Origin of the sequence: Brevibacillus sp. B_LB10_24, assembly GCF_046036945.1 — a bacterium.
Classification (GTDB): domain Bacteria; phylum Bacillota; class Bacilli; order Brevibacillales; family Brevibacillaceae; genus Brevibacillus_C.
In genome coordinates, this window is record NZ_JBJQOQ010000015.1 from 42,122 (window position 1) to 62,267 (window position 20,146).

Consider the following 20,146-nt stretch of genomic DNA (forward strand, 5'->3'; position numbering starts at 1 on the left):
CCGGCTCATTCCTCTCCTAGCCGGACGGGAATGAAGACGGATTTCTGAACGTAATTCCCCCGGCTCGCAAGAATCGCTTCCTATTAACATGAGAACCGGGAGGATGTATCTGTGATGAATGAAAAGTGGAAAAAACAACTCTGGGGAAGCATTTGCCTATCGCTGGCAGCGGCGATCTGGGGAGGTGTCTACGTCGTCAGCAAAGTGGTGCTGGACGTCATCCCGCCCTTCACGCTCCTGGAAATACGCTTTGCCATTGCCCTTGTTATCCTCGGCGGCATCGTCGTAGCGCAAAAGCGTTACGTGGCGAGGCGAGACCTGCCGGCCATGATGGCGATCGGATTTGTCGGCGTCACGATCTCCATCGGCGCCCAGTTCCTTGGCACGAAGCTGTCCACGGCACATATGGGCGCGTTGATTACTTCAGCCTCGCCGGCCTTTATCGCGCTGTTTGCCGTTTGGATGCTGCGCGAAAGGCTGTCGTTCTACCAGATCGCAGGGATTGTGCTGGCTACCGCAGGCGTGCTGGTGGTGGTGGGAATCCCGGATGGCAGCGATACCAGTTCCTCGCTGCTAGGCAACCTGATACTGCTTGCCGCCGCGGTAAGCTGGGGCTTGTACACGGTGATGAGCAAGCGGTTTACCGCAGTCTACTCCTCGCTGGTCGTGACTGCGTATGCCGCGCTGTTTGGCCTGTTGTTCAGCAGCCCGCTGATGGTCTGGGAACTGGCCGTCACACCGGTAAACTGGTCGCTTGGCTGGCAGACCTTGCTCGGCATCCTGTACATTGGCGCCATCTCGACGGCCGTCGCTTTCTACCTGTGGAACAAGGGCTTTGAGCTGATGAGCGCGGGAAGCGCCGCCGGGTTCTTCTTCGTCCAACCGATCGTCGGCACGCTGTTCGGCTGGCTGTTGCTGGGCGAGCATCTCAGCCTCGGATTCTTTCTCGGAGCTTGTTTCATCCTGCTTGGCGTGGCGCTGTCCAACGTCAGCAAAAAGGGCGCATCCAGCGAAGCGCCCGAAGGGACCATGTAAGCCAAGCCCCGTTGCGGTCGGCATAAAGACCGTAACGGGGCTTTTTGTACGTTTAGGCCAGCCTTTTCCCGATATTCGGCTTAAGAGGGACGGGGAGAATTCACGTTGTCCTTTCGCAATAACCGGAATATCTCCAGCAGCATGATAGCAAGACTCAGCCAAACCCCGCCAAATACGTATCCCGCCACCACATCGCTGGGATACTGCACGTCAAAATAAACGCGGCTAAGTCCTACGCATACAAGTGCGGCCAGCACCGTGACAAGAGCAGTATACTGCACCCACGTTTGACTCGAGTGCCGCACCCAAATAAAAGCAGCAAACCCGAGGACAACAAGGGCCGTAAAGGTCTGTTCACTGGGAAACGTTAATGGCTCCCTCCCGCTTGCAGACAACGGTCCTACCCGGTGAAACAGACGCCGCAGTCCCTCCTCCCACAATTCTCCGCCGATGACGACGATCAGCAAAAAGACAGCTTCGAGCGCACGATCTCGTCCTTTCCACACAATCCGCAAAAATGTGAGGATAATAACTGGCAGTAATACCAGAGAAGAAGCCAGGAAGGCGAACCCATTCATCCAAGCCGCCCAACTCTCATTGAACAACGAATGGATCATGAACATGACTAGCAGATCAAAATCCAAAAATTCGTTTGCCAAAAAATCCTGGATCAAGCTGACCGTAAGCGCGAAAAGCGTTAAAAAGGCGGCGAACGTCACGGCTACCAATGCTTTTACACGGCCCGAGGAATGAAAGATCTTCACCCCTCGTTTCAGTGTGCTTGCGGTGAATTCGATAATCTGAAGCTTGTACCGTTTATATAGGAAATACAAAATGAACAAAACAGCGGCCAGCACCGTGATGATGAGCAGGTATTTTTTGATGGTGTTGTGGTACCGATCCCACTGCGGCCCGAAAAGCTTGCCCAAGGAAACAAAAACTGCGGCCCACAAGAAAGCACCGGTACAGGCATAGAGGATATACATTCGAAAGGGAATGCAGGTAATACCTGAAAAATAACCTGTGATATGCCGGACGCCCGTAATGAAATAATTGACGATGATCACTTTATTGCCGTACTTTTGAAACCACATGGAAGCCTTGTCTAATCGTTCCGGTCCCATATGGATACAGCTTCCATATTTTTCAAAAAAGGGAATACCCAGCTTATACCCGATCCAGTAGGCGATGGTCATGCCGATTGTGCTCCCTGCCCCCGCCATGAAAATGCTTGCCAGCCAATTCAGCTTCCCCTGAAAAACCAGAACGCCGCCATACCCCATCACTACTTCTGCTGAAATCGGCAGAAAAAGGAGTTCCAGCATGGGAGCAAAAAACAGCACCATATAGCCGTGTTGGTCTATCCAATGCATGATCCAGTCAAGCATAATCCCCCTGCTTTCCAATCCATGGGCTGCATTTTGCTAAGTATACCCATGAACGGAAGCCTGAATCCGCAAAAAAAGACATCCGATCAGATGTCTGTCTGCCACTCTCCTCTGCGCATCGCCCCCACAGCTTCCCAGATGTACAGCGAGACGTAGCTGCGGTAAGGCGCCCACGCTTCCCCAATGCTGCGAATCTGGGCCTCCGACAGTTTTTCGTCGATGCCGTACACCAATTGAATGCCATTTCGAAGCCCGATGTCCGCTGCCGGAAGCAGGTCGGGCCTGCCCATCCCAAACATCAGCAGGCATTCGACGGACCAGCGGCCAATCCCCCTCAGCGGAGTCAGGCAGGCGATCACTTCGTCGTCCGTCATGCTCTGTAAGCGCTCCAAGTCTACTTTCCCGTCAACCACCGCCCGGGCAAAGTCAATGATGTACTCCGCCTTCCGCTGGCTGAATTGCAATTCTCTCAACTGTGGGATCTCCAAGCGGGCAACCGCCTCTGCCGTAGGAAAGGCCAGATAGCGGTTCCCTTGCTCGTCCTCCAGTACATCTCCGGCCAGTGTGAGCAGCCGATCCGTCAGCGCAGCGGCGAACGCCAGGTTTACCTGCTGGCCGAGAATCGTCCGCACCATGGAGCCAAACAGGTCAGAATCCAGCAGGAAACGCAAGCCGCGAAACCGTTCGGCCAAAAGGCGCAAACGCTCATTCTCCGCCATGTGGCCGTAAAGCGGCGCCAAATCGACGTCTGTGCTGAAGCTGTGCCTGATCAGCTTAAGCAGCTCCGCCTGGCGAGCTGGCGTAAGCGCGGCATGGGTATTAATGTGCAGCAGCGGTTCTTCCACACTGCCGTCAAAACGCAGGCTGACCAACACAGGCTGGCCGCCAACGCGAAAGGCGCGGTGCAGCGTGTTGCTCTCCCGCTCGATTCTCAGCTGCGGATCCGGATGAAATTCAAGTCTGTGCAGCAGCCGTTGAAATGAGTAGGGAGGCTTGATGACGATCGTCTGTTGGAACATATGAAAATGGCTCCTTTGCTGTAGGAGTAGGATTTACATTATTTTACATTGTGTTTGTCCGTCTAAACGGTATAATACAACATAATGCGTCCCAGACGTCCAAGACTGGAAATCTATTTCGGGGGGCTCGGAATGTATACGGACAAGCGATTGTTTTCCTCGCTGTTTCTCTTGCAGCTTTTCTCGTCATTTCTTGTTCTGGCCGGCCATTACACCGCCGATGTCAGCGGATATATCCAATGGTCCATTTGGGAAGATGCGCTAAATCAAATCAGTCGTTACGGCACGGTACTCTTGACGATGATTACCGGATTTTTTACTGCCCACAGCCTAACGGGAAAAAAGGCGAGCGGGAAGCGGTATTTCTCCGGGAAATTCACCTATGTGTACCTCCCGTTTCTACTCAGCAGCATTCTGTACTTTTTCGTCATGCAAAAGGGAGTGCCTGCTACACTGGAAGACATAAAAAATATATTTTTCGGCAATACCGCAGGACATCTCTACTTTATCTTTATGATCTGCCAGTATTACGTATTTGCCTACGTATTCCGCCGGTTTATCACCAAGAATAACATCTTTTTCGTCTGCCTGCTGTTTTTCGTCCTGCAGTATTTGTTTATCAATGTCGTCGCCCACGGCTGGTTGGGGCTTGGCATTCGCCATTTCCTGCCGACCTGGATCTTTACGCTGTACCTGGGTCACTTGCTGTATTGGTATCGGCAGAACATATTCCTTTATATGGAAAAACATCGCCTGGTGCTCTTTACGTTAACCGGATTGGCGCTGCTTTCCGCGATTTACTTTGTGCTGTCGCCGAAGCTTTACACGGCGAATCATCTGGTATTCGTCATCGCATCGTTCCTGTTGCTCTTGTCCGGAGCAGCCGTACTGAACCGTGTGGTGGATTACATTCACCCTCCGTTCAAAAAAGGGCTGACTTTTCACATCTATCTGCTCCACCCGCTGTTTATCATCATCGGGGACAAGGCGGTTCAATCCTTCTACCGTCTGGAGACAGTCTTTTTCCACAGATCGCTTTCGGTTCTGTATATGTTCGCTATTTATATTGCGACCTATGTCGTTTCGCTGCTCTGCGTCAAGGCGATGGAAAAAATACTGGGTGCCCTCAGGGCAGGCAGAGAGCAGAGGCGTTTGCTCAAGCAGACTTCGCAATAGGCTTGTTCAAAAGACTTCCAACCCGGGAGTCTTTTTTTATTTGTTTTCAGTGCATTCTTTGCCTAAGCTTTCGTTATATCAACTTTTGCTATCGGCAAAACGGTAGAATTTTTTCCCGAAAAGCTGTCACAAAATCGTTTCCCTCCCCGTCTTGTTTTTACCATAATAAAAAGGAGTGCAGATCATGTACAAATTCGATGTGGTGATCGTAGGCGGAGGGCTTGCCGGTCTGACTGCTGCAGTCTATTTGGCTAAGGCGGGCCAGAAGGTTGCCGTACTGGAAAAATCGGAACGTTTAGGAGGCAGGGCGGACACGATTACGAAAAACGGCGTCAAGCTGAATCTCGGTGGCCACGCATTATACCGTGGCGGGGAAGCGTATGAGATATTACAGGAGCTCGGCATTACTCCTGAAGGGGGCATCCCCTCCGGTAAAACCTATGGGTTGTGGAAAAATAGTGCGCTCCCGGTGCCGACCGGATTGCTGTCCATGGTTTCTTTTCCGCTGCTTTCCGTATCAGGCAAAATGGAATTTGCACGGCTCATGATGAAATTGGGTAAAATCAACACGGATGCCGTTCCGCCGGTCTCTTTACGGGAATGGACAGAACGGGAGGTGCGTGATCCGATGGTCCGCCATTTGTTCTACGCTTTGACCAGAACCGCTACGTATGTGAACGATCCCGACTTGCTGTGGGCGCAGTCGACTCTAAAGCAGGTAAAAAGAGCACTGAACGAATCCGTTCTGTACGTGGACGGGGGCTGGGAAACGATCGTCGCGAAGCTGCAACGCCTGGCCGAAAAGTACGGGGCGGTGATATTCCCCGGCAAAAACGCAGCAGAAATCATTCACGAGAATGGTCTCGTTCGTCAGGTACGCTGTTCGAACGGGGAGTTTCTGGATGCCGCCGCGGTAATCGTCACTGCTCCTCCTGCCGAGGCTTGCCGCATGATCAAAGATGCGGAGCGCACTTCGCTGTGGAAGTGGAAGCAACAGGCGCTGCCGGTAAAAGCGGCCTGTCTTGATCTTGGCTTGCGCCGGCTGCCAAATCCGAATCATCAGTTTGCGATGGGGATCGATCAGCCGTTGCTGTTTACGAACCAGTCGAGAGCCGCCAAATTGAGCGATGACGGAACGGCCGTCGTGCACTTGATCAAATACAACGGAGTGCAAAAAGGCGAAGCAAAAGCGGATGAAGCGATGCTGGAGAAAGCGTTGGATACGCTCCATCCTGGATGGCGGAAAGAAGTGGCCGTTCGTCAGTATTTGCCGAATATTACGGTGCTGCAGGACTTCGACCATACAGGCCGCAGGGAGTCGCCGGGGCCAGCGGTGCCGCAAATCGGCGGTCTGTATGTGGCCGGAGATTGGGCCGGACACGGCGAGCTGCTTGTCGATGCTTCATTCGCCAGCGCCAAACGAGCGGCGCTTCACATTTTGAAAACCGTACCGATCCTGAAATGAAAGCGAGGGTATATTGTGGATACGGATCAACTGTACCACACCTACAAACCGCTGTTGTTTTCGCTGGCCTACCGCATGATGGGGAGCGTCATGGATGCGGAAGACATCGTGCATGAAGCCTTTCTCTCCCTGAGCGAAGCATCTTCCAGGGATAAAATCCTCAACATGAAAGCGTACTTGTGTAAAATCGTCACCAATCGATGTCTTGATATTTTGCGGTCAAACGCCAAAAAGCGGGAGATGTACGTCGGGCCGTGGCTGCCCGAACCGATCGTCGGCGTCAGGGAAGGGGGCAGCGGCAACAGCGGTGCAAACAACGATCCGTCCAGCACCTTCTTGCAGAAGGAATCAATGTCTACCGCCTTTTTACTTTTGCTGCAACAGTTGTCGGCTGTAGAACGAGCCGTATTTTTGCTTCGCGAGGTGTTCGAATACGAATACGACGAAATCGCTGCCATGGTCGGCAAGAGCAGCTCGAACTGCCGGCAAATTTTTCATCGGGCGAAGCGCAGCATCGGCGACTTTCCCGAAGACAGCGCTGAACTGAACGTAAGGAAAGGGGTTCAGGTCGAACAGTTTGCAGAGTTCCTTGCATCCGGCAATATCATGAAGCTGCTGCTGCTGTTATCACCAGACGCCATTCTGTTCTCCGATGGAGGTGGGAAAGTCAAAGCACCGATCAATCCGATCTACACGGCGGAGCGAATTGTCCGTTTCTTTGTCGGCATCATGGGAAAATCAACTACAGGTGTCTCGTATCAACTCTGCTCCGTTAACGGCGAGCCCGGAATGATCGCACATTCTGCCGAATATCAGTCGGTCTGGACTTTTCAATATCGGGGCGACAGAATATCGCACATTTATCTGGTTGTCAATCCGGAAAAACTAGCGCATATCAGCTTATAGGCTTCTGGCTTGGGGTGTGTCCGTAGAGGAGCTGTCATGTTCTTAATCGCAAATAAAGAGAGACAGGCTGTCGATTCGCATACAGCCTGTCTCTCTTCTTCTATTTGCTGACCATTCCCTTAAGCACAAACGCGACGTTAGCGGGACGCTCCGCCAACCGGCGCATGAAGTAGCCGTACCAGTCGTTGCCGTAGGGCACGTAGACGCGCATGCGGTATCCTTCCTTGGCCAGTTCTATCTGTGACTGCGTCCGGATCCCGTACAGCATCTGAAACTCAAAGCGGTCCCGGGGAATGTTGTGCTCCTCGACCAGCCGCTTGACGTAGTGGATAATCTGATCGTCGTGCGTAGCCACAGCAGCGTAATTGCCGTTCAAGATATGCTGCGAAATGATCTTTTTGTAGTTTTCATCGACATCTGCTTTTTCCGGGTAGGCTACCTCTGCGGGCTCTTTGTACGCCCCCTTGACCAGCCGCAGATTGACATGTCTGTCTTTTAGTTTCTCGATGTCGTCTGCGGATTTGTACAGGTACGCCTGGATGACGGTGCCGACGTTGTCGAAATCCTGCAGCAACTCGTCCAAAATCTGCAGGGTTACTTCGTTGTGGGCGTAATCCTCCATGTCAATCCGCACGAATATATTTCCATTTTTCTTCGCCGCTTCCAGAATCCGGCGCATGTTGCGAAGGCACAGATCACGGCTGATATCCAATCCCAACTGGGTCAGTTTAAGCGAAAGATTGCAGTTTACTCCCGATGCGCAGATCGCTTCCAGCGTCATGATGCAGTAGTCAGCGGATTCGTTTGCCTCTTCTTCGCTAAAGACAAATTCCCCCAGATGATCCAGCGTGCAAAGCAAGCCTTTTTCATTCAGCTCCCGGACTTTCTGTATCGCTTCGGATATCGTCTCCCCAGCGACAAATCGGGTGGCTCCAAAGCGCAGCCCCCACTTCTTAGCGGCCGCGTTCAACGACTTGTTTTTCGACAGGAACAGAAAAAAGTTTCTCATTGCTTGTTCCACCGCTTTTATCCCCCTCTTGTTGGTCATTCCTTCTATACTTGTTCATAGCAAGTACCATGCCAACAGTAGAATAAAGAGAAAACAGACAAACTTTCGTCACTTTATGTTCATATTTTAACACTTATGTACAATCAATGTCTAATGTTATACACTGGTGATTAAACAAACCTTCTTTCTGTAGAGGATGTGATCTTTTGAAGCCGTTCTTTTCACCAAATCGGCCTTTAGGCCTGTTTCTGAGACCATTACCTCCTGATGCTGTCATTTTACGCGACGAGCCGCTCTGGCGTGTCAGCTTCCCTCATACAAAGGCAGAGGCGCTCACTGCTCTGCCGATCGATTCCCAGCTGGTCCTGCGCGAGGCCTGCCGTCTGCTGACCAGCGGCCTGGAAAACAGCCAGGCGGAACTTCCTGCCTGCCTCATCGCGACCGATGCCGATCAGACTCCCGTGGGCTGGCTGCCGCTTAGCGAACTGCTGATGCTGCTCTCGGAGGCCCTGGACAACCAGACTGTCCTGCTGGAGACGCTGCTGGATACGATGAGCGAAGCGACCACGATCGTCGATAAGTCCAATACCGTGCTCTACTGGAATTCGGCTGCCGAACACATCTATGAAATCTCCGGCGACAACGTGATCGGCACGCCGCTTGACCGCCACTTCGCCAGCGAGTCCATCCGCCTCAAGGATGCCCTCAGCGGGGGGATGGCCGTAAAGCGGCTGTACCACATTCCCCGGCCGGATCGGCATGTGTTGATCAACTCTTCGCCGATTCGCCGGGAAGGGGAAATTATCGGTGCGCTCTCCATTGAACAGGATATTACCGAGCTCGTCCGGCTGCACGAGCAATTGGCCCATACTACAGCCCATCTCCACACGCTGCAGCAGGAAATGAACCGCTACCAGGCGACCGATGACCCGTTTTATTCGATCAAAGGGCATTCCATCGCCATCCAGCAGGCGATCCAATCGGCCAAAAAGGTCGCCCAGACGGATGCCACCGTACTCTTGTATGGGGAAAGCGGCGTGGGCAAGGAACTGTTTGCCCGGGCGCTTCACCAGGCCAGCCGCCGCAGCGACAAGCCGTTTATCGCCGTCAACTGCGGGGCGATCCCGGCGGCCTTGTTCGAGAGCGAGCTGTTCGGCTATCAGGGCGGAGCGTTTACGGGTGCTGAAAAGAAGGGGAAACCCGGGAAGATGGAGCTGGCGCACGGCGGCACACTGCTGCTGGACGAAATCGGCGAGCTGCCGCTGGAGCTGCAGGTCAAATTGCTCCGGGCGCTGCAGGAGCGTCAGTTTTATCGGGTAGGCGGTACGGAGCCGATCACCGTCAACACGCGCATCATCGCAGCCACCAACCGCCAATTGGAGCAGATGGTGGCGGAAGGCCGGTTTCGCGAGGACCTCTACTACCGGCTCAACGTGTTCTCTCTGGAGATTCCCGCCCTGCGCGAACGAAAAGAAGACCTGCCCGAGCTGGTGCAGATCTTTTTGCAAGAGTACTCCTCCGCACACGACCAACCGGTGCCGCGGATTGCGCCGGAAGTCATGCAGGCGCTGCTCGATTACAGCTGGCCGGGGAATATCCGCGAATTGCGCAATATGATCGAGCGTCTGATCATCCTGCAGGAAGACGGTGTCGTGCAGCCTGAGCACCTTCCCGCTTCCTACCGCAGCCAGAGTGTGCGGCTTTCTGTCAGTGAATATCGCGCGGCTGTCCAATCGATACCGCTCACAGCCGAGAGAGCGGCGTTCGCTCGGGAGGAAGATGAACGAAGCCGCATTCTGGCCGCACTCACCAAGACCTACGGCAACAAAAAAGCGGCCGCCGAGCTGCTTGGCATATCGCGCGGCACGCTGTACAACAAGCTGCAGAAATACGGTATTGCGGATGTATAGAAATAAAGAGACCCACGGGCAAATTTTGGCCGTGGGGACTCTTGTTTTGGTCAGAAGTCTTTTTATGCCGTAGCCTTTCCTTTTGAGAAAATCCCGCAACAATACTTCGACTTTAAGTACTTCCGCTTGGCTTAAGTATATCACAGGAGTTTGATTATTGTCTATATTCGTTTTATTCAGTTTTCCTGTAGATTACCATCCCACTCTCGAATATGGAATGGACGAATCCATGTGGTTTGTTCGCTTCAGCCGCGACTTCTTCGGGCGTGAGGAAATGCAGGTCGACTCGGATCGGATAGCGTTGCCGAAGTAACTGCCGTACTTCCCCTCCCCTCAAATGGAATGGCTCCTGGAAATCGCCGACTACCAAGATATCCAAATCACTGTACCGGTTATTCTGTTCTTTGGCATAGGAGCCAAAGAGCAGGATCTGTTCGGGGGCGCAGCAGCGGACAATTACGTCAGCCATGTTCCGCAAAGTTCGCACCGGTCTCATGACGTTTTGAATCCGAGGACCAAATAGGCATTGCGGATATCACCAGGCTGCAGGGAGCGGAAATCCCCGTCCGCAACTTTTTTGATCTGGAGTCTCCACTCTCCCAAGAAAGGCGTACCGGAAGCAAAACCGCTCTTGACAAGATGCTGCCTTTCGCCGTAAGACGGATCGGGGTCCATTGTCTCGTCGGATGCGGAAACTCCGGGAACCTTTAGCTTGACATCAAAGCTGCCGGTCTCTTTGCCCTCTACAAGCAGATCCACATGCGTAAGGTTGATATTGGTCTTGCCTCGCGCATAGAACGGCAAGTGCATCCTCTCCAGCGTAAAAGCGAGGATTTGTTCGCTGTTTCCGTCGGGATGTAGGAACCGTTGCCAAGCCGTACCAAATTCGTGGTTTAACACTAGTAATCGTATACCTGCTGAAGGAAGCACGGTTCTCAGGTTGGTTTGGGCTGCATGGATCAAACCCTGATTGCTGCTTGCTCTTGCCGTGTAACGAATGTGCAGAATCACGTCGGAGATGGTGGACAAGTCGAACTGATTATTCTCCTGAGGCAGCTCGAGACGCCATTCGCTAACAGCCCCCGCCCCCTCGAAGGGCAGAAAACGTTCGTCCTGAAAATTCAACTCGAATATCCCGGCATCGTTCTGACCGTGGCTGGTGGCTATCATCGTCACAGGAGCCGGACTCTTGTAGAATCTGGCATCTCCGCCGACCAGCGGATCCCCGTAATTCCCTCCGACCTCATCCTTCATGCGGATGCCGTGGTTGGTAAGCGACACGGTGCAGTTCAAGCTGGTGTACGGCCCGACCACGCACGGGATGCTGAGCGAGACGGATTTAATGCGGCGTCGGTAGTGACCCGGATAATCCATGTCAAATAACCATTCCGGCAAGGTCACGGTACAAGCTCCAGACTGCTTGAGCTCCACCAGTTTCAGTGGTGCAAGTTGTACCAGCGAAACATGTTTGGTGATCTCAAAATCTCGCTTATTCTGTTCTAAATAAGCTGATTCCATTCGGGATATATCGTTGGCCAGCCGTTCACCGGCCAGCAGCCCCCTCTTCAAGCTATCCCAGTAACCAAATTGGACGAAGGATTCCGTCCAGTCCCCTATCTCGAACTGATAGCACTGCTGAGCCCGCTTCGACATCTCATAGGCCATCTGATAGCTTTGAAAATAGATGGCCGAGAGTTGCTTGATTTGCCAATCATACAATTGCTGATTGGTGTATTTGCTTCGCATGTACTCATCTGCCGCCCGAGACTGGTCGATCTGGAGATCCTGGTTATCGAGCTCCTTCTGGGCGATGGCCAATCTTACCTTCGCAGCAGCAATTTGCTTATCAAGCTGCTTAATCTCCGTGCTTGCCAGCTCGCTCTGAAAGTCCCATTCCTCTTTCCGCCGCGTATAATTACCCATCGTGGCCGCCAACGCGCCAAGCTTATCCAGGGTACTGGCCACGGTATTGACCGCTTGCAAAGCGGCTCCGGCTGAGGCTCCCAGCTTCGCCCCGTCGACCGGATCAGCCGTGACATGCGGCGATCCACCAAACCCGGATGCGCCTGCGGTCACTTTGGGAACGAGTTCGAGTGCGGCCTTCAAGCTGTAACCGATGCCAAGCGTCCCCGTAATCAAAGCGGAGGTACCGCCCAACCCGAGGCTCACAAATTCCCAGGCATTCATTAGATCGCGGCCACCGTAATAATCCTTTTTCTGCTGCGCCATCGTTTTGCTCCGTTCCAGGCTGGCCAAGATCTCGTTTGCCTCCTGGATCTGTTGCTTGCGCACTTCGCGAACGGCTTGCTGAAGTTGGATGCCTTGGGTTGAGCGAAGCAGGGAGAGGCCTTCAGCATCGTACTTCTCCAACACTGAGAGCAGCTTGTCACCCAGTGCTTTGACTTCTCCGCACAACTCCCTGGCTTTCTGAACCACCCGTTGGAATCGATAAGGACTCGGTCCGGTTGTAACATCGGACAACACGCTGCCCAGATCCACCCCGCTGGCCGCTGCCTTCACCAGCAGAGCCGGATCGATCGGCGGCTCAAACAGCGGTAGTTGACGTACGACGCCATCTATATTCATGCAGTGGCGAATTTTGAACAACCGATCCTCCACCGTGTTCCAATATTCAAGCAGGCTATCGTTGTCAGGGATACGAAAATAGAATGTATCCAGTTTCGGCAGCGGCTCGGCTCCTTCCGACGTCCGGGTGATCCGTATGGGAGAACCGGTGAAATTTTCCATCAGGATATCCACTCTCTTGTTGCCAAACCGATCCAAGGCACCGTCTGCCGCCAATTCGTTGTAAGAGCGGTCTTCATGTTCCACATTGGGGACTTTTACCGGCCGCCGGCCCAGCAATTCATAAGCCAATACGTAGAGCGTGGTGGCCTCGTTGATCGTCTCGATCGAATCCTGTCGGAAGAGTTGATCACCCCAGGCTATCAAATTGTCGATGTACTTCATTACCACGGCTTTTTGGTAAGCCACCGGCCGGAAGCGCGCGATCAGATGCGGCTTGAAAGGATTATTTTTCCAAGTCCTAAGCTCGTCGGTGTGCTGCTCGATGTTCTGCAGCAGCACTTCGATCCGCTGATTGCGGTAGTCCTCACTGTTCTGTTCGTAAAATGGGCGCGTGATCCAGTAACGCTGCGGCACTTCGGAAGATTCGGTATTGGTCGGATCGAAGATGAAGTGGAACCAGCGCATCGCTTCCTCGAACCGTTGATTCGCGCTCAGCTTGCAAGCGATCATCAATGGAGCGTGGAAGAAAATTTCCCAATTGTAGATGGCGTAAGCGCCGTAACGCTCGAAATCGAGAATGTCGCGTTTGGCTGTCTGATCCGGTTTGCTCATCGCAGCGGGAGAGTAGCTTAAGAAGTCAAAGCTGTTGCTGGGATAAAAATCCTGCGGCTTGATTTGGATCCGGCGATTGAGCAGCCCTTCCACGCCCGATCGTTTAAGCTCCCTCATGAACAATGCGGTGTAAGGATGATAGAATGGGTAAAAATCATAGTTGCAGGTCTGCAGCGTCTGATTGTACCCGATGCTCACCTGTTGCACCCTCGGCTTGATGAAGAATGCACGGAAGTTGTCCTGATAGAAGAATGGAACCTGTCCCCATGCGGTCGTGTCGAAAGCGAGCTGGTGTTGTGAAAAGACAATCTCAAACGGCGACTTGGCTCCGTTCAACAACGTGCGGGTGTGGCCGTTCTCAAGCACGTTGGCCCGGTTGGCATTGAGTGTATACTTGTTGTTGACCAGGCGTGTATTGTGATAGTGCATGCCTTCCGGCAGAGGCAGTCGCGGCGCGATCTCGTAATGACCCGAGAACCGATGAATGTTCCTCCCGTCATCGCCGTAGTTGTCGTGCACAAAGTCATAGGAAGTCGAGAGCGTCGTAGAATCGGATGCAATACCGTCTTTGCCAAGCACACGATAGTTGCCTATCAGTCCCTTCATTTTGACATCCACGATCTCGCCGTCGAACACGAATGAAGAAGAATGCCAAGGTCGCGCGTTCTCTTGAAAACGGGTGCCCGTGACAAAATCCGGCTGGTTGCGGTAGGCATCCCAGAACCGTGTATTGTTGAACTCCAGCGTCTGGGAAACATAGAGATCCAACCACAGCTGATTTTCTCGTATCTTGTAGCGCGGCTTCAGGTTATAAGCGAAATGCGGTCGCTGCCACGGATGGATCAGCTTCTGTTTCGAGACCCGCTTGGCCGACCAGCCGCCTCCGTTTTTGCGGAGGCTCCAGGCCAACTGGATTTCCAATTGATTAGGAGTCTCGGGTACGGTCGTATCGTTTGTTGGCCGGGCCGGAGGCTGTTTCTTAACCTTCTGCGGCTTTTCGATGAAGGTCAGCCAGAACAAGTACAATTGTCGGTTGTAGACGACAGGTATCACCTGGTTGCTCTGAATGTCCAGATCGATCCTTTCCCAGGCTGACCATGCGCCGTCGTTCAGATCGAATCGCCGGTAGTAATAGATTGCGGGTTGGGCCCGGGTACGTCCGATGACGTGCAACACGTTGATATCGGGCGGAAGGTTTTGCTGCGGATTAGTATCGTCGAGTTCGTAATAGGCGCCAGTTATATCGAGACGCGCTACCTCGTGCACTTTTTGTACATAGTTCAGCAGGGCCGCCTGTACATTCTCGTCGGTAATCTCCTTCTGCATGATCTCCGACTCCAGCTCTTCGAAGAACGGCGTCTTGTCATCGCGAAGCTCGGGCTCTATCCAATTCTCAGGATAGAGGAACACCTTGCGGTTGGCTTCCCATATCCGGTAGTTTTTCATCCACCTCCACTGGTTCCAGCTGTTATCGGAGGAGGTCTCCTGCGATTCGGCCCGCGATACTTCGACAAAGGGCCGCTCAAGCCCGAGCAGGCATCGCTGTACGAACATTTGCGTCGAACTGATAGCTTGCTTGATGCGGCTGGTCAACTGGCAAGCTGACATTTCCACATCGATCAAGAAATAGTTTAGTAGATCGTTAGCATCGGCCCAATAGGCCGGATTGGGATAGCTTTTCCCGTTCTCTACAATGACGGGATCGGCTGATCGCAGCGAGGTTTCTACCAAATAACTTATCAAGGCGTCTCTCTTCTTCTCGCGGATCTCATCCTCCATTGAGGTGATCTTTTCGAGCCAGACATTGAAATCATACTTGGATTTGACCGCATGCCGGATTTGCTGAGACGTGACGGCCTGTGCCCCGTCCGTGTCATTATCGCGGTTTGACCAAGCCAGCAGCGAGCCGGCGCCAACGCCGATGCGCTTGATCCGGATGAAGCATTCATGCAAGCGCAAATACGTGGAGACGAGGCCATAGTCGGATGTGCTGCCGCCGTGTTGGAGACCCAATCCGGCCGCAAGTTCGTCCAGTTCCTTTGAACTCCACTGCATCAGTCTGGCAATGTCTGACCTCATTTCGACTTCAGGTGTTTGGGCGTTTAAAGCCTTGTCGAAGATCGATCTCAGGCTGACATCCTCCGGTTCGGGGTACTGTTCCTTGAAATACAGCCATTGGCACAGGGATAACCAGGCGGGAAACAGCGGCCTCAAGGGATCGCCGTCTACCGGCAGCGCGCTCGGATCCAGCAACTGTAATCCTGAAGCCTTCGTTAAAAGCCACCTCAGATCGACTGCAGTGACTTTAAGACGTGTAAGCAGCATAGCGGCCTTGTGCATGAAGCGATAGACCTTAAAGATGGCCGGGAAGTTCGTTGCCGTGACGTCCTTCGTATAAGCTCCGGCATCATCTCGCTCGGTCAGCGTCTTGTCGCTCAGGATGGCGTCCAGGGTGCTGCCGCCCAGTTGAACCGTAACAAGCAACATTTGTACCTGCTCGGCAGGCAGCGCGAATGCACTGGCAATCTGCGCAGTTATCGTTCCGCGGGGATCCTCAGCATTACTGCTGCGCAGTGCTTCGCGCAGCGCTTCTACAAATTGCACGATGGCCTCGCTGCGCAGGCTGAATAACGAGTCATTCCGATCGTGCAGCAAATAATCCAGTTCATCGGCTGTCATTCCCGCCCTATTGGTCCACTCGATCTGCTCGATGACTGCAAGGGTTGCTTCCGGTGAAGCGAATGCGCCAACGGTAGAGGTCATCACCTCCATCGTCAGAAAATCCTTGATCTCCATGTTCAGACTGCGCGCCAGATATACACGGCGGCCGATCATGGACAGGTTCGGCAGGATGAGTTTATCGTTGGGGAGCTGCTCCAATAGACGGTTCAGCTCTTCTTCGTTTACCGAGAAGGCTGCTTGCAAGACGGCCTTGTGTTCAGACAGATGATCAGTGCCCGCCAGCGGCAGGACGAATGCCGGATCCGTCGGCCGAATCACGGCTGAATTGAGAAACATCGCACTGTACAGCGGTTCGATCTTACGCTCTGGCGTATCGGGCTGGAACCGTTCTTCGGTATTGATGTCGCCGTACAGCATAAGCGCTTGCTCGATCCCCAATCCCAGGCGCTGCTGCAGCTGCCTGAATTGTTTAAGATGCACCAACGCGTCGTTGTCCAGCCGGTTGCTGCCCAGCGATGCATTCCGAATGAGCAGATCCAACTCCCACATCATCCAGCCGCTGTGCCGCCACAGACGCAAAAAACGGTGCATTTTGTCGAGCCGGTCGACAGTAAGACCGACGAGCTTCTGTTCTTCGGTATTGCACGTTGCGTTCGGCCGTTCGACCGCCATCGGATTCGGCCCCTCAGGAGGATTGATCCAACGTACGCTGAGCAGTTCAAGGAGCTGTCCGTAGGTGAGCCGGCTGCGGCGCATGAATGCGGCAACGGTAATCTGCGCAACACTTGCATCGAAGCCCCAATATATGGTCTGTTTCGCCACGGTACTCGCAGGTGTGGTGATGATTGTTGTCTCGTGGGTCGACATGCCCCAGTACTCTCCGGCAATGCTAACATCGCTCGGCGTTGTCGGGACGACGTGAGCCAACCCCTGAAATTTCTCCATCAATTCCCATCTCTGCACCCCCAAATGCCGCAGGAATACGCGTACCTCTTCCTGCTGCAGGTGGAAGCTTACATCAAGCGGGTAATCGGCGGTCTTGAGGGTATCATATGCCTCTGTCCTGACATGCTCGGGGAATGCCCGCAGTTCCTCAGCCGTTCTTGTTGTCTGGAAGTTAAAGTCGGGTGTCGGTGATGGAGCGGAGATGGCGTTTTCCAGCACTTCGCATACCAGGTCGATGTAAGGGAGCGAGGTCTCGGTGTTCTCACAGTTGAGTTTGATATTTCCGATATCGGGGCGCCGGTCAAACAGTATGTCTTTGACCGTCTTGCCTGCTATAGCCGAGTCGTGGCTGTCGAGATATTGCAGTACATCGGCCAAGTAGGCTGCGGGACTATATACCGATTGGCAATGGGAGCAGTTGCAGTAGTCAAGCGAACCGAAAAGTGTTTCAAGAGTTGGAATGTCCAGGGGCGTCGGAAGCTCGTCGGGATGATACGTATAGTCGATAATGGCTTTTGGATCGGCACGATGCATCTCAAAGCGGTATTCAGTTATGCGCTGCAGTACTTGCGCATACTGAAATTCTGCCATACTGTACACAGTAAGGGCCGTACGGCGGTTAACCTGTCCAGTGGATGTCATGAGATCCAAGAACCGATCCTTGCCAAGGGATATAATCTGGGATGAATTGTGTATTTTTCGGTCAAGAAGTACCTTTCCCGTTGCAGCGGCAGGAGCAATACGGTGCACCCGCTGCATCACGCGCGCTTCAGTCAAAAGCTCCGGATCGGAAATTTGCCGTTCCGCAAAAAAAGCGTCCAGGTTTGTCTTGCGCAGGTCCAGATCAGGATGGTCGACAAGCATTTGCTGTATGTCCGATACGCGCGACAACGGGCTGTTGGCGCTGCGTGCCACATAAGCAGCCAGCACATCTGCAGGAAACATTTGCTCACACTGACTGGCAAGTGTTGCCGCGTATGTCCGTATCCGTTCTTCCGGTGTATCGCCATCTGTGTTTGGAGGCACCTGTCCCCCGTTCTCTTTGATCAGATCAATGAATTGATCGGTCGTAAGTCTGGCCAGCGCACGTGCAGACGTAATATTCCGAACATTCGAATCAGCAATTTTCTTCTTGAGCAGCGTTAGCATGGGGATGAAATTTTTCGTCAAATGCCCCAGGCTTGCTGCGGTTTCAAATTCTTTCACGGCGGCGGTGCCGCCGAATTTGCCAGGATTTTGTTTCAAATGATTCCAGAAATCTGTATCCATGTTTTTATATTGCAAAAAGGCATCGACTACGGCATCAGCGTGCGATTGGATCATGGGTGAGGCATCCATCAGTGCTTTCAAGCTTCCGTTGCCGATGAGAATTGGCTTTTCAAGGGCATATGATCGCTGCAGGGATGACAGAGCAGCGAGAATAGCTTCCTGCTGCCGGATTACGGCGATGGGAATCAGGTTCAACTCGATCGCATTCTTGAAAGCAGAAGCTTGCAGGCCGATGTCCATGAATACCAGACCGCTTTCGGTCAATTCAACCAGATGTTCGATAAGTTCCCATTCTTCGGTGCTCCGAAGCAGATCTCCGGGAAGGCCAGGCGGCAAATTTTGCCCGATAAAAGCGTAGCACACTTCCGGTCCTAATATGTCATGTCCAATTTCGGCAGAAACGAGATAGGCAAGTACAAGACGCATCACGTCCTCCGGGGAAAGCCCCGCCATCATTGCCGTCTGACTGATTTGCCTGTTCTCTCCCATCTCGACCAATTTGGCAATCACGCCTCCTCCGATCACCTTCTGAACGGCCGCCGTCCTTTCCTCGAACACGGATTTGCCGCGATACGGAAAATTCCCTAGCGTAAAGTTGGCCCAGGAAATCAAGGGTGGATTGGTTATCTGCCGGCTGCCGATCTCCCGTTTGTCGGCTTCGATCGCCTTGACAAGCAGCGAGAACCCCGACTGTACCTTCCCGGTGTACGGATCGCACGGTGCTTCATATGGAATGTCATAGAAGCCGTTTCTGGACGTCTGTCGTTCAGCCAGAAAAACCGGTTCGCCAACAATCGGCTTTACCCAAATTTGCACCTTGATGCCGGGCATGCCTACCCACAGTTCATCACGTACCGAGCCGCGAATACGGCAGGGATACATATTGTTGAAAGCCTGAGGATTGACCTGCCGTATATCGCTGTTGAGTGCAGCCATGGTTTCACCTTCGACCTTACCGGTTACGGGCAGAGACCGGCTGCGCTGGAACTGCAGCACCGCTTCTCTCGTCGATTTGCCGAACTGCTGATTTTTGTATTCTGTCTCATCAATCGGGTAGCCCAGGTGCGATAAGGCTGTTTGTAAGTCATTGACGTGAGGGCCCCACATGTTCAGCCGGACCACTTTCTTGATCGGTTTCAGTTCTGTCGCCTGAACAGACTTCATCTTGTTGATCGGTTTTGGAATACTTGCTGCTAACGAGACAAGGAGGTCGTAGGTTTCAGGAGTCAGTTCGCCTGTGACTGGCAACCCGTATTTTTTCTGGACGGCTTTCATGGCCGATTGCATGGTAGGTCCAATCTTCTTCTCCTTCAATTCGCCTTGATCCACCGTCACATCTTTGATCTTGGCAATATTCAATGCGCGAAGCAGGGTACGCTGAAGCTGGCCTACTTGCGACTTGGATGAAAAGCGTACCTTGATCGCCTCTGTGCGGAGCTTTGTAATGGTGTCTTCGGAAATCCGGCCGTCTGGCAGCAGTCCGGCTAGTTTCTGAAATTGTATAAGTCCTTCTTTGGTGCTGGGGTCGAATGCCCTGTTCTTGATTTCTTCCGAATCTATCTGCAGTCCGACAAGCTGCAGCAACTGCTGCAAGCGCTGCGTCCTCGTTTTGCTCCTGACCACAAAGTCGTGTATAAGCTCCGAATTCAGCTTATCCACGGTCGCTTGCGTGAGTTTGCCGTCGGCCGGCAGGCCCGAGCGTTCCTGAAAAGCTTTGATTCCCGCCGCGGTAGACTCCCCCATCTCTTTGCGTGCAAGTTCGCCCGGCGAGATGTCGATCTCTAACGCCTGAAGAGCAGACTGAATATCACCGATCGATTTGCTGTCCTGTTCTCGCACACTGATTTTCGGCGGTATCTTGATGTGCCCGAATTGGTATATCATTCGCAGCCATTCCTTTCGCTTCGCTCAAGGCATATTAGGTTTGCTTTGAGCAAAAATTTTTTATTCTAAGCACATAGGGATACCAGTTAAACAACAAA

10 protein-coding genes are annotated in these 20,146 nt (G+C 53.0%); 5 read left to right on the top strand and 5 right to left on the bottom strand.

Annotated elements, in window-relative coordinates; genetic code table 11:
• Positions 1-111 precede the first annotated feature (111 nt).
• Positions 112-1,035: a DMT family transporter gene (locus ACI7RC_RS15040; RefSeq protein ID WP_408109044.1), complete on the top strand. Its 924-nt coding sequence runs from the start codon at positions 112-114 to the stop codon at positions 1,033-1,035.
• 80 nt (positions 1,036-1,115) lie between these two features.
• Here the strand turns inward: ACI7RC_RS15040 and ACI7RC_RS15045 are convergent, their stop codons facing one another.
• Positions 1,116-2,423, bottom strand: coding sequence for a bifunctional DedA family/phosphatase PAP2 family protein (locus ACI7RC_RS15045; protein ID WP_408109045.1), 1,308 nt, complete (start codon positions 2,421-2,423; stop codon positions 1,116-1,118).
• Between the two features lie 86 nt (positions 2,424-2,509).
• Entirely contained in the window at positions 2,510-3,442 is a 933-nt protein-coding gene (locus tag ACI7RC_RS15050) for a DNA-3-methyladenine glycosylase family protein (protein WP_408109046.1), read from the bottom strand.
• A gap of 132 nt (positions 3,443-3,574) precedes the next feature.
• Here ACI7RC_RS15050 and ACI7RC_RS15055 point away from each other — a divergent pair, with 132 nt between their 5' ends.
• The 3 genes from ACI7RC_RS15055 (at position 3,575) to ACI7RC_RS15065 (ending at position 6,989) form a co-directional block, all read left to right on the top strand.
• On the top strand, positions 3,575-4,618 hold the full coding sequence (locus ACI7RC_RS15055) for an acyltransferase family protein (RefSeq protein WP_408109047.1): 1,044 nt from the start codon (positions 3,575-3,577) through the stop codon (positions 4,616-4,618).
• A 184-nt stretch (positions 4,619-4,802) separates the two neighbouring features.
• The gene (locus ACI7RC_RS15060; protein WP_408109048.1) at positions 4,803-6,083 is read left to right on the top strand and encodes a phytoene desaturase family protein; all 1,281 of its coding nucleotides are present in this window, start codon (positions 4,803-4,805) and stop codon (positions 6,081-6,083) included.
• Positions 6,084-6,098: 15 nt separating this feature from the next.
• Positions 6,099-6,989 (top strand): RNA polymerase sigma-70 factor, encoded by an 891-nt coding sequence (locus tag ACI7RC_RS15065; protein ID WP_408109049.1) that lies wholly within the window; start codon positions 6,099-6,101, stop codon positions 6,987-6,989.
• Between the two features lie 100 nt (positions 6,990-7,089).
• Here ACI7RC_RS15065 and ACI7RC_RS15070 read toward each other — a convergent pair whose 3' ends face one another.
• The gene (locus tag ACI7RC_RS15070; protein WP_408109050.1) at positions 7,090-8,010 is read right to left on the bottom strand and encodes a proline dehydrogenase family protein; all 921 of its coding nucleotides are present in this window, start codon (positions 8,008-8,010) and stop codon (positions 7,090-7,092) included.
• 479 nt (positions 8,011-8,489) lie between these two features.
• Between ACI7RC_RS15070 and ACI7RC_RS15075 the strand changes: the two genes are divergently transcribed.
• Complete coding sequence (locus ACI7RC_RS15075) at positions 8,490-9,908, top strand: sigma-54 interaction domain-containing protein (RefSeq protein WP_408109106.1); 1,419 nt, start codon at positions 8,490-8,492, stop codon at positions 9,906-9,908.
• A 172-nt stretch (positions 9,909-10,080) separates the two neighbouring features.
• Here the strand turns inward: ACI7RC_RS15075 and ACI7RC_RS15080 are convergent, their stop codons facing one another.
• Positions 10,081-10,404 carry a nucleotidyltransferase domain-containing protein gene (locus ACI7RC_RS15080; RefSeq protein ID WP_408109051.1) on the bottom strand — a complete coding sequence of 108 codons (324 nt, stop codon included), beginning with the start codon at positions 10,402-10,404 and terminating at the stop codon, positions 10,081-10,083.
• The gene (locus tag ACI7RC_RS15085) at positions 10,401-20,048 is read right to left on the bottom strand and encodes a Tc toxin subunit A-related protein (protein WP_408109052.1); all 9,648 of its coding nucleotides are present in this window, start codon (positions 20,046-20,048) and stop codon (positions 10,401-10,403) included. The genes ACI7RC_RS15080 and ACI7RC_RS15085 overlap by 4 nt, the downstream gene beginning before the upstream one ends.
• Between the last annotated feature and the right edge of the window lie 98 nt (positions 20,049-20,146).

Excerpts from the sequence above, each read along its gene's own strand:
- ACI7RC_RS15050 (WP_408109046.1), bottom strand. The coding sequence starts at position 3,442 with ATGTTCCAACAGACGATCGTCATCAAGCCTCCCTACTCATTTCAACGG.
- ACI7RC_RS15085 (WP_408109052.1), bottom strand. The coding sequence starts at position 20,048 with ATGATATACCAATTCGGGCACATCAAGATACCGCCGAAAATCAGTGTG.
- ACI7RC_RS15055 (WP_408109047.1), top strand. The coding sequence starts at position 3,575 with ATGTATACGGACAAGCGATTGTTTTCCTCGCTGTTTCTCTTGCAGCTT.
- ACI7RC_RS15045 (WP_408109045.1), bottom strand. The coding sequence starts at position 2,423 with ATGCTTGACTGGATCATGCATTGGATAGACCAACACGGCTATATGGTG.
- ACI7RC_RS15080 (WP_408109051.1), bottom strand. The coding sequence starts at position 10,404 with ATGAGACCGGTGCGAACTTTGCGGAACATGGCTGACGTAATTGTCCGC.
- ACI7RC_RS15060 (WP_408109048.1), top strand. The coding sequence starts at position 4,803 with ATGTACAAATTCGATGTGGTGATCGTAGGCGGAGGGCTTGCCGGTCTG.
- ACI7RC_RS15075 (WP_408109106.1), top strand. The coding sequence starts at position 8,490 with ATGCTGCTCTCGGAGGCCCTGGACAACCAGACTGTCCTGCTGGAGACG.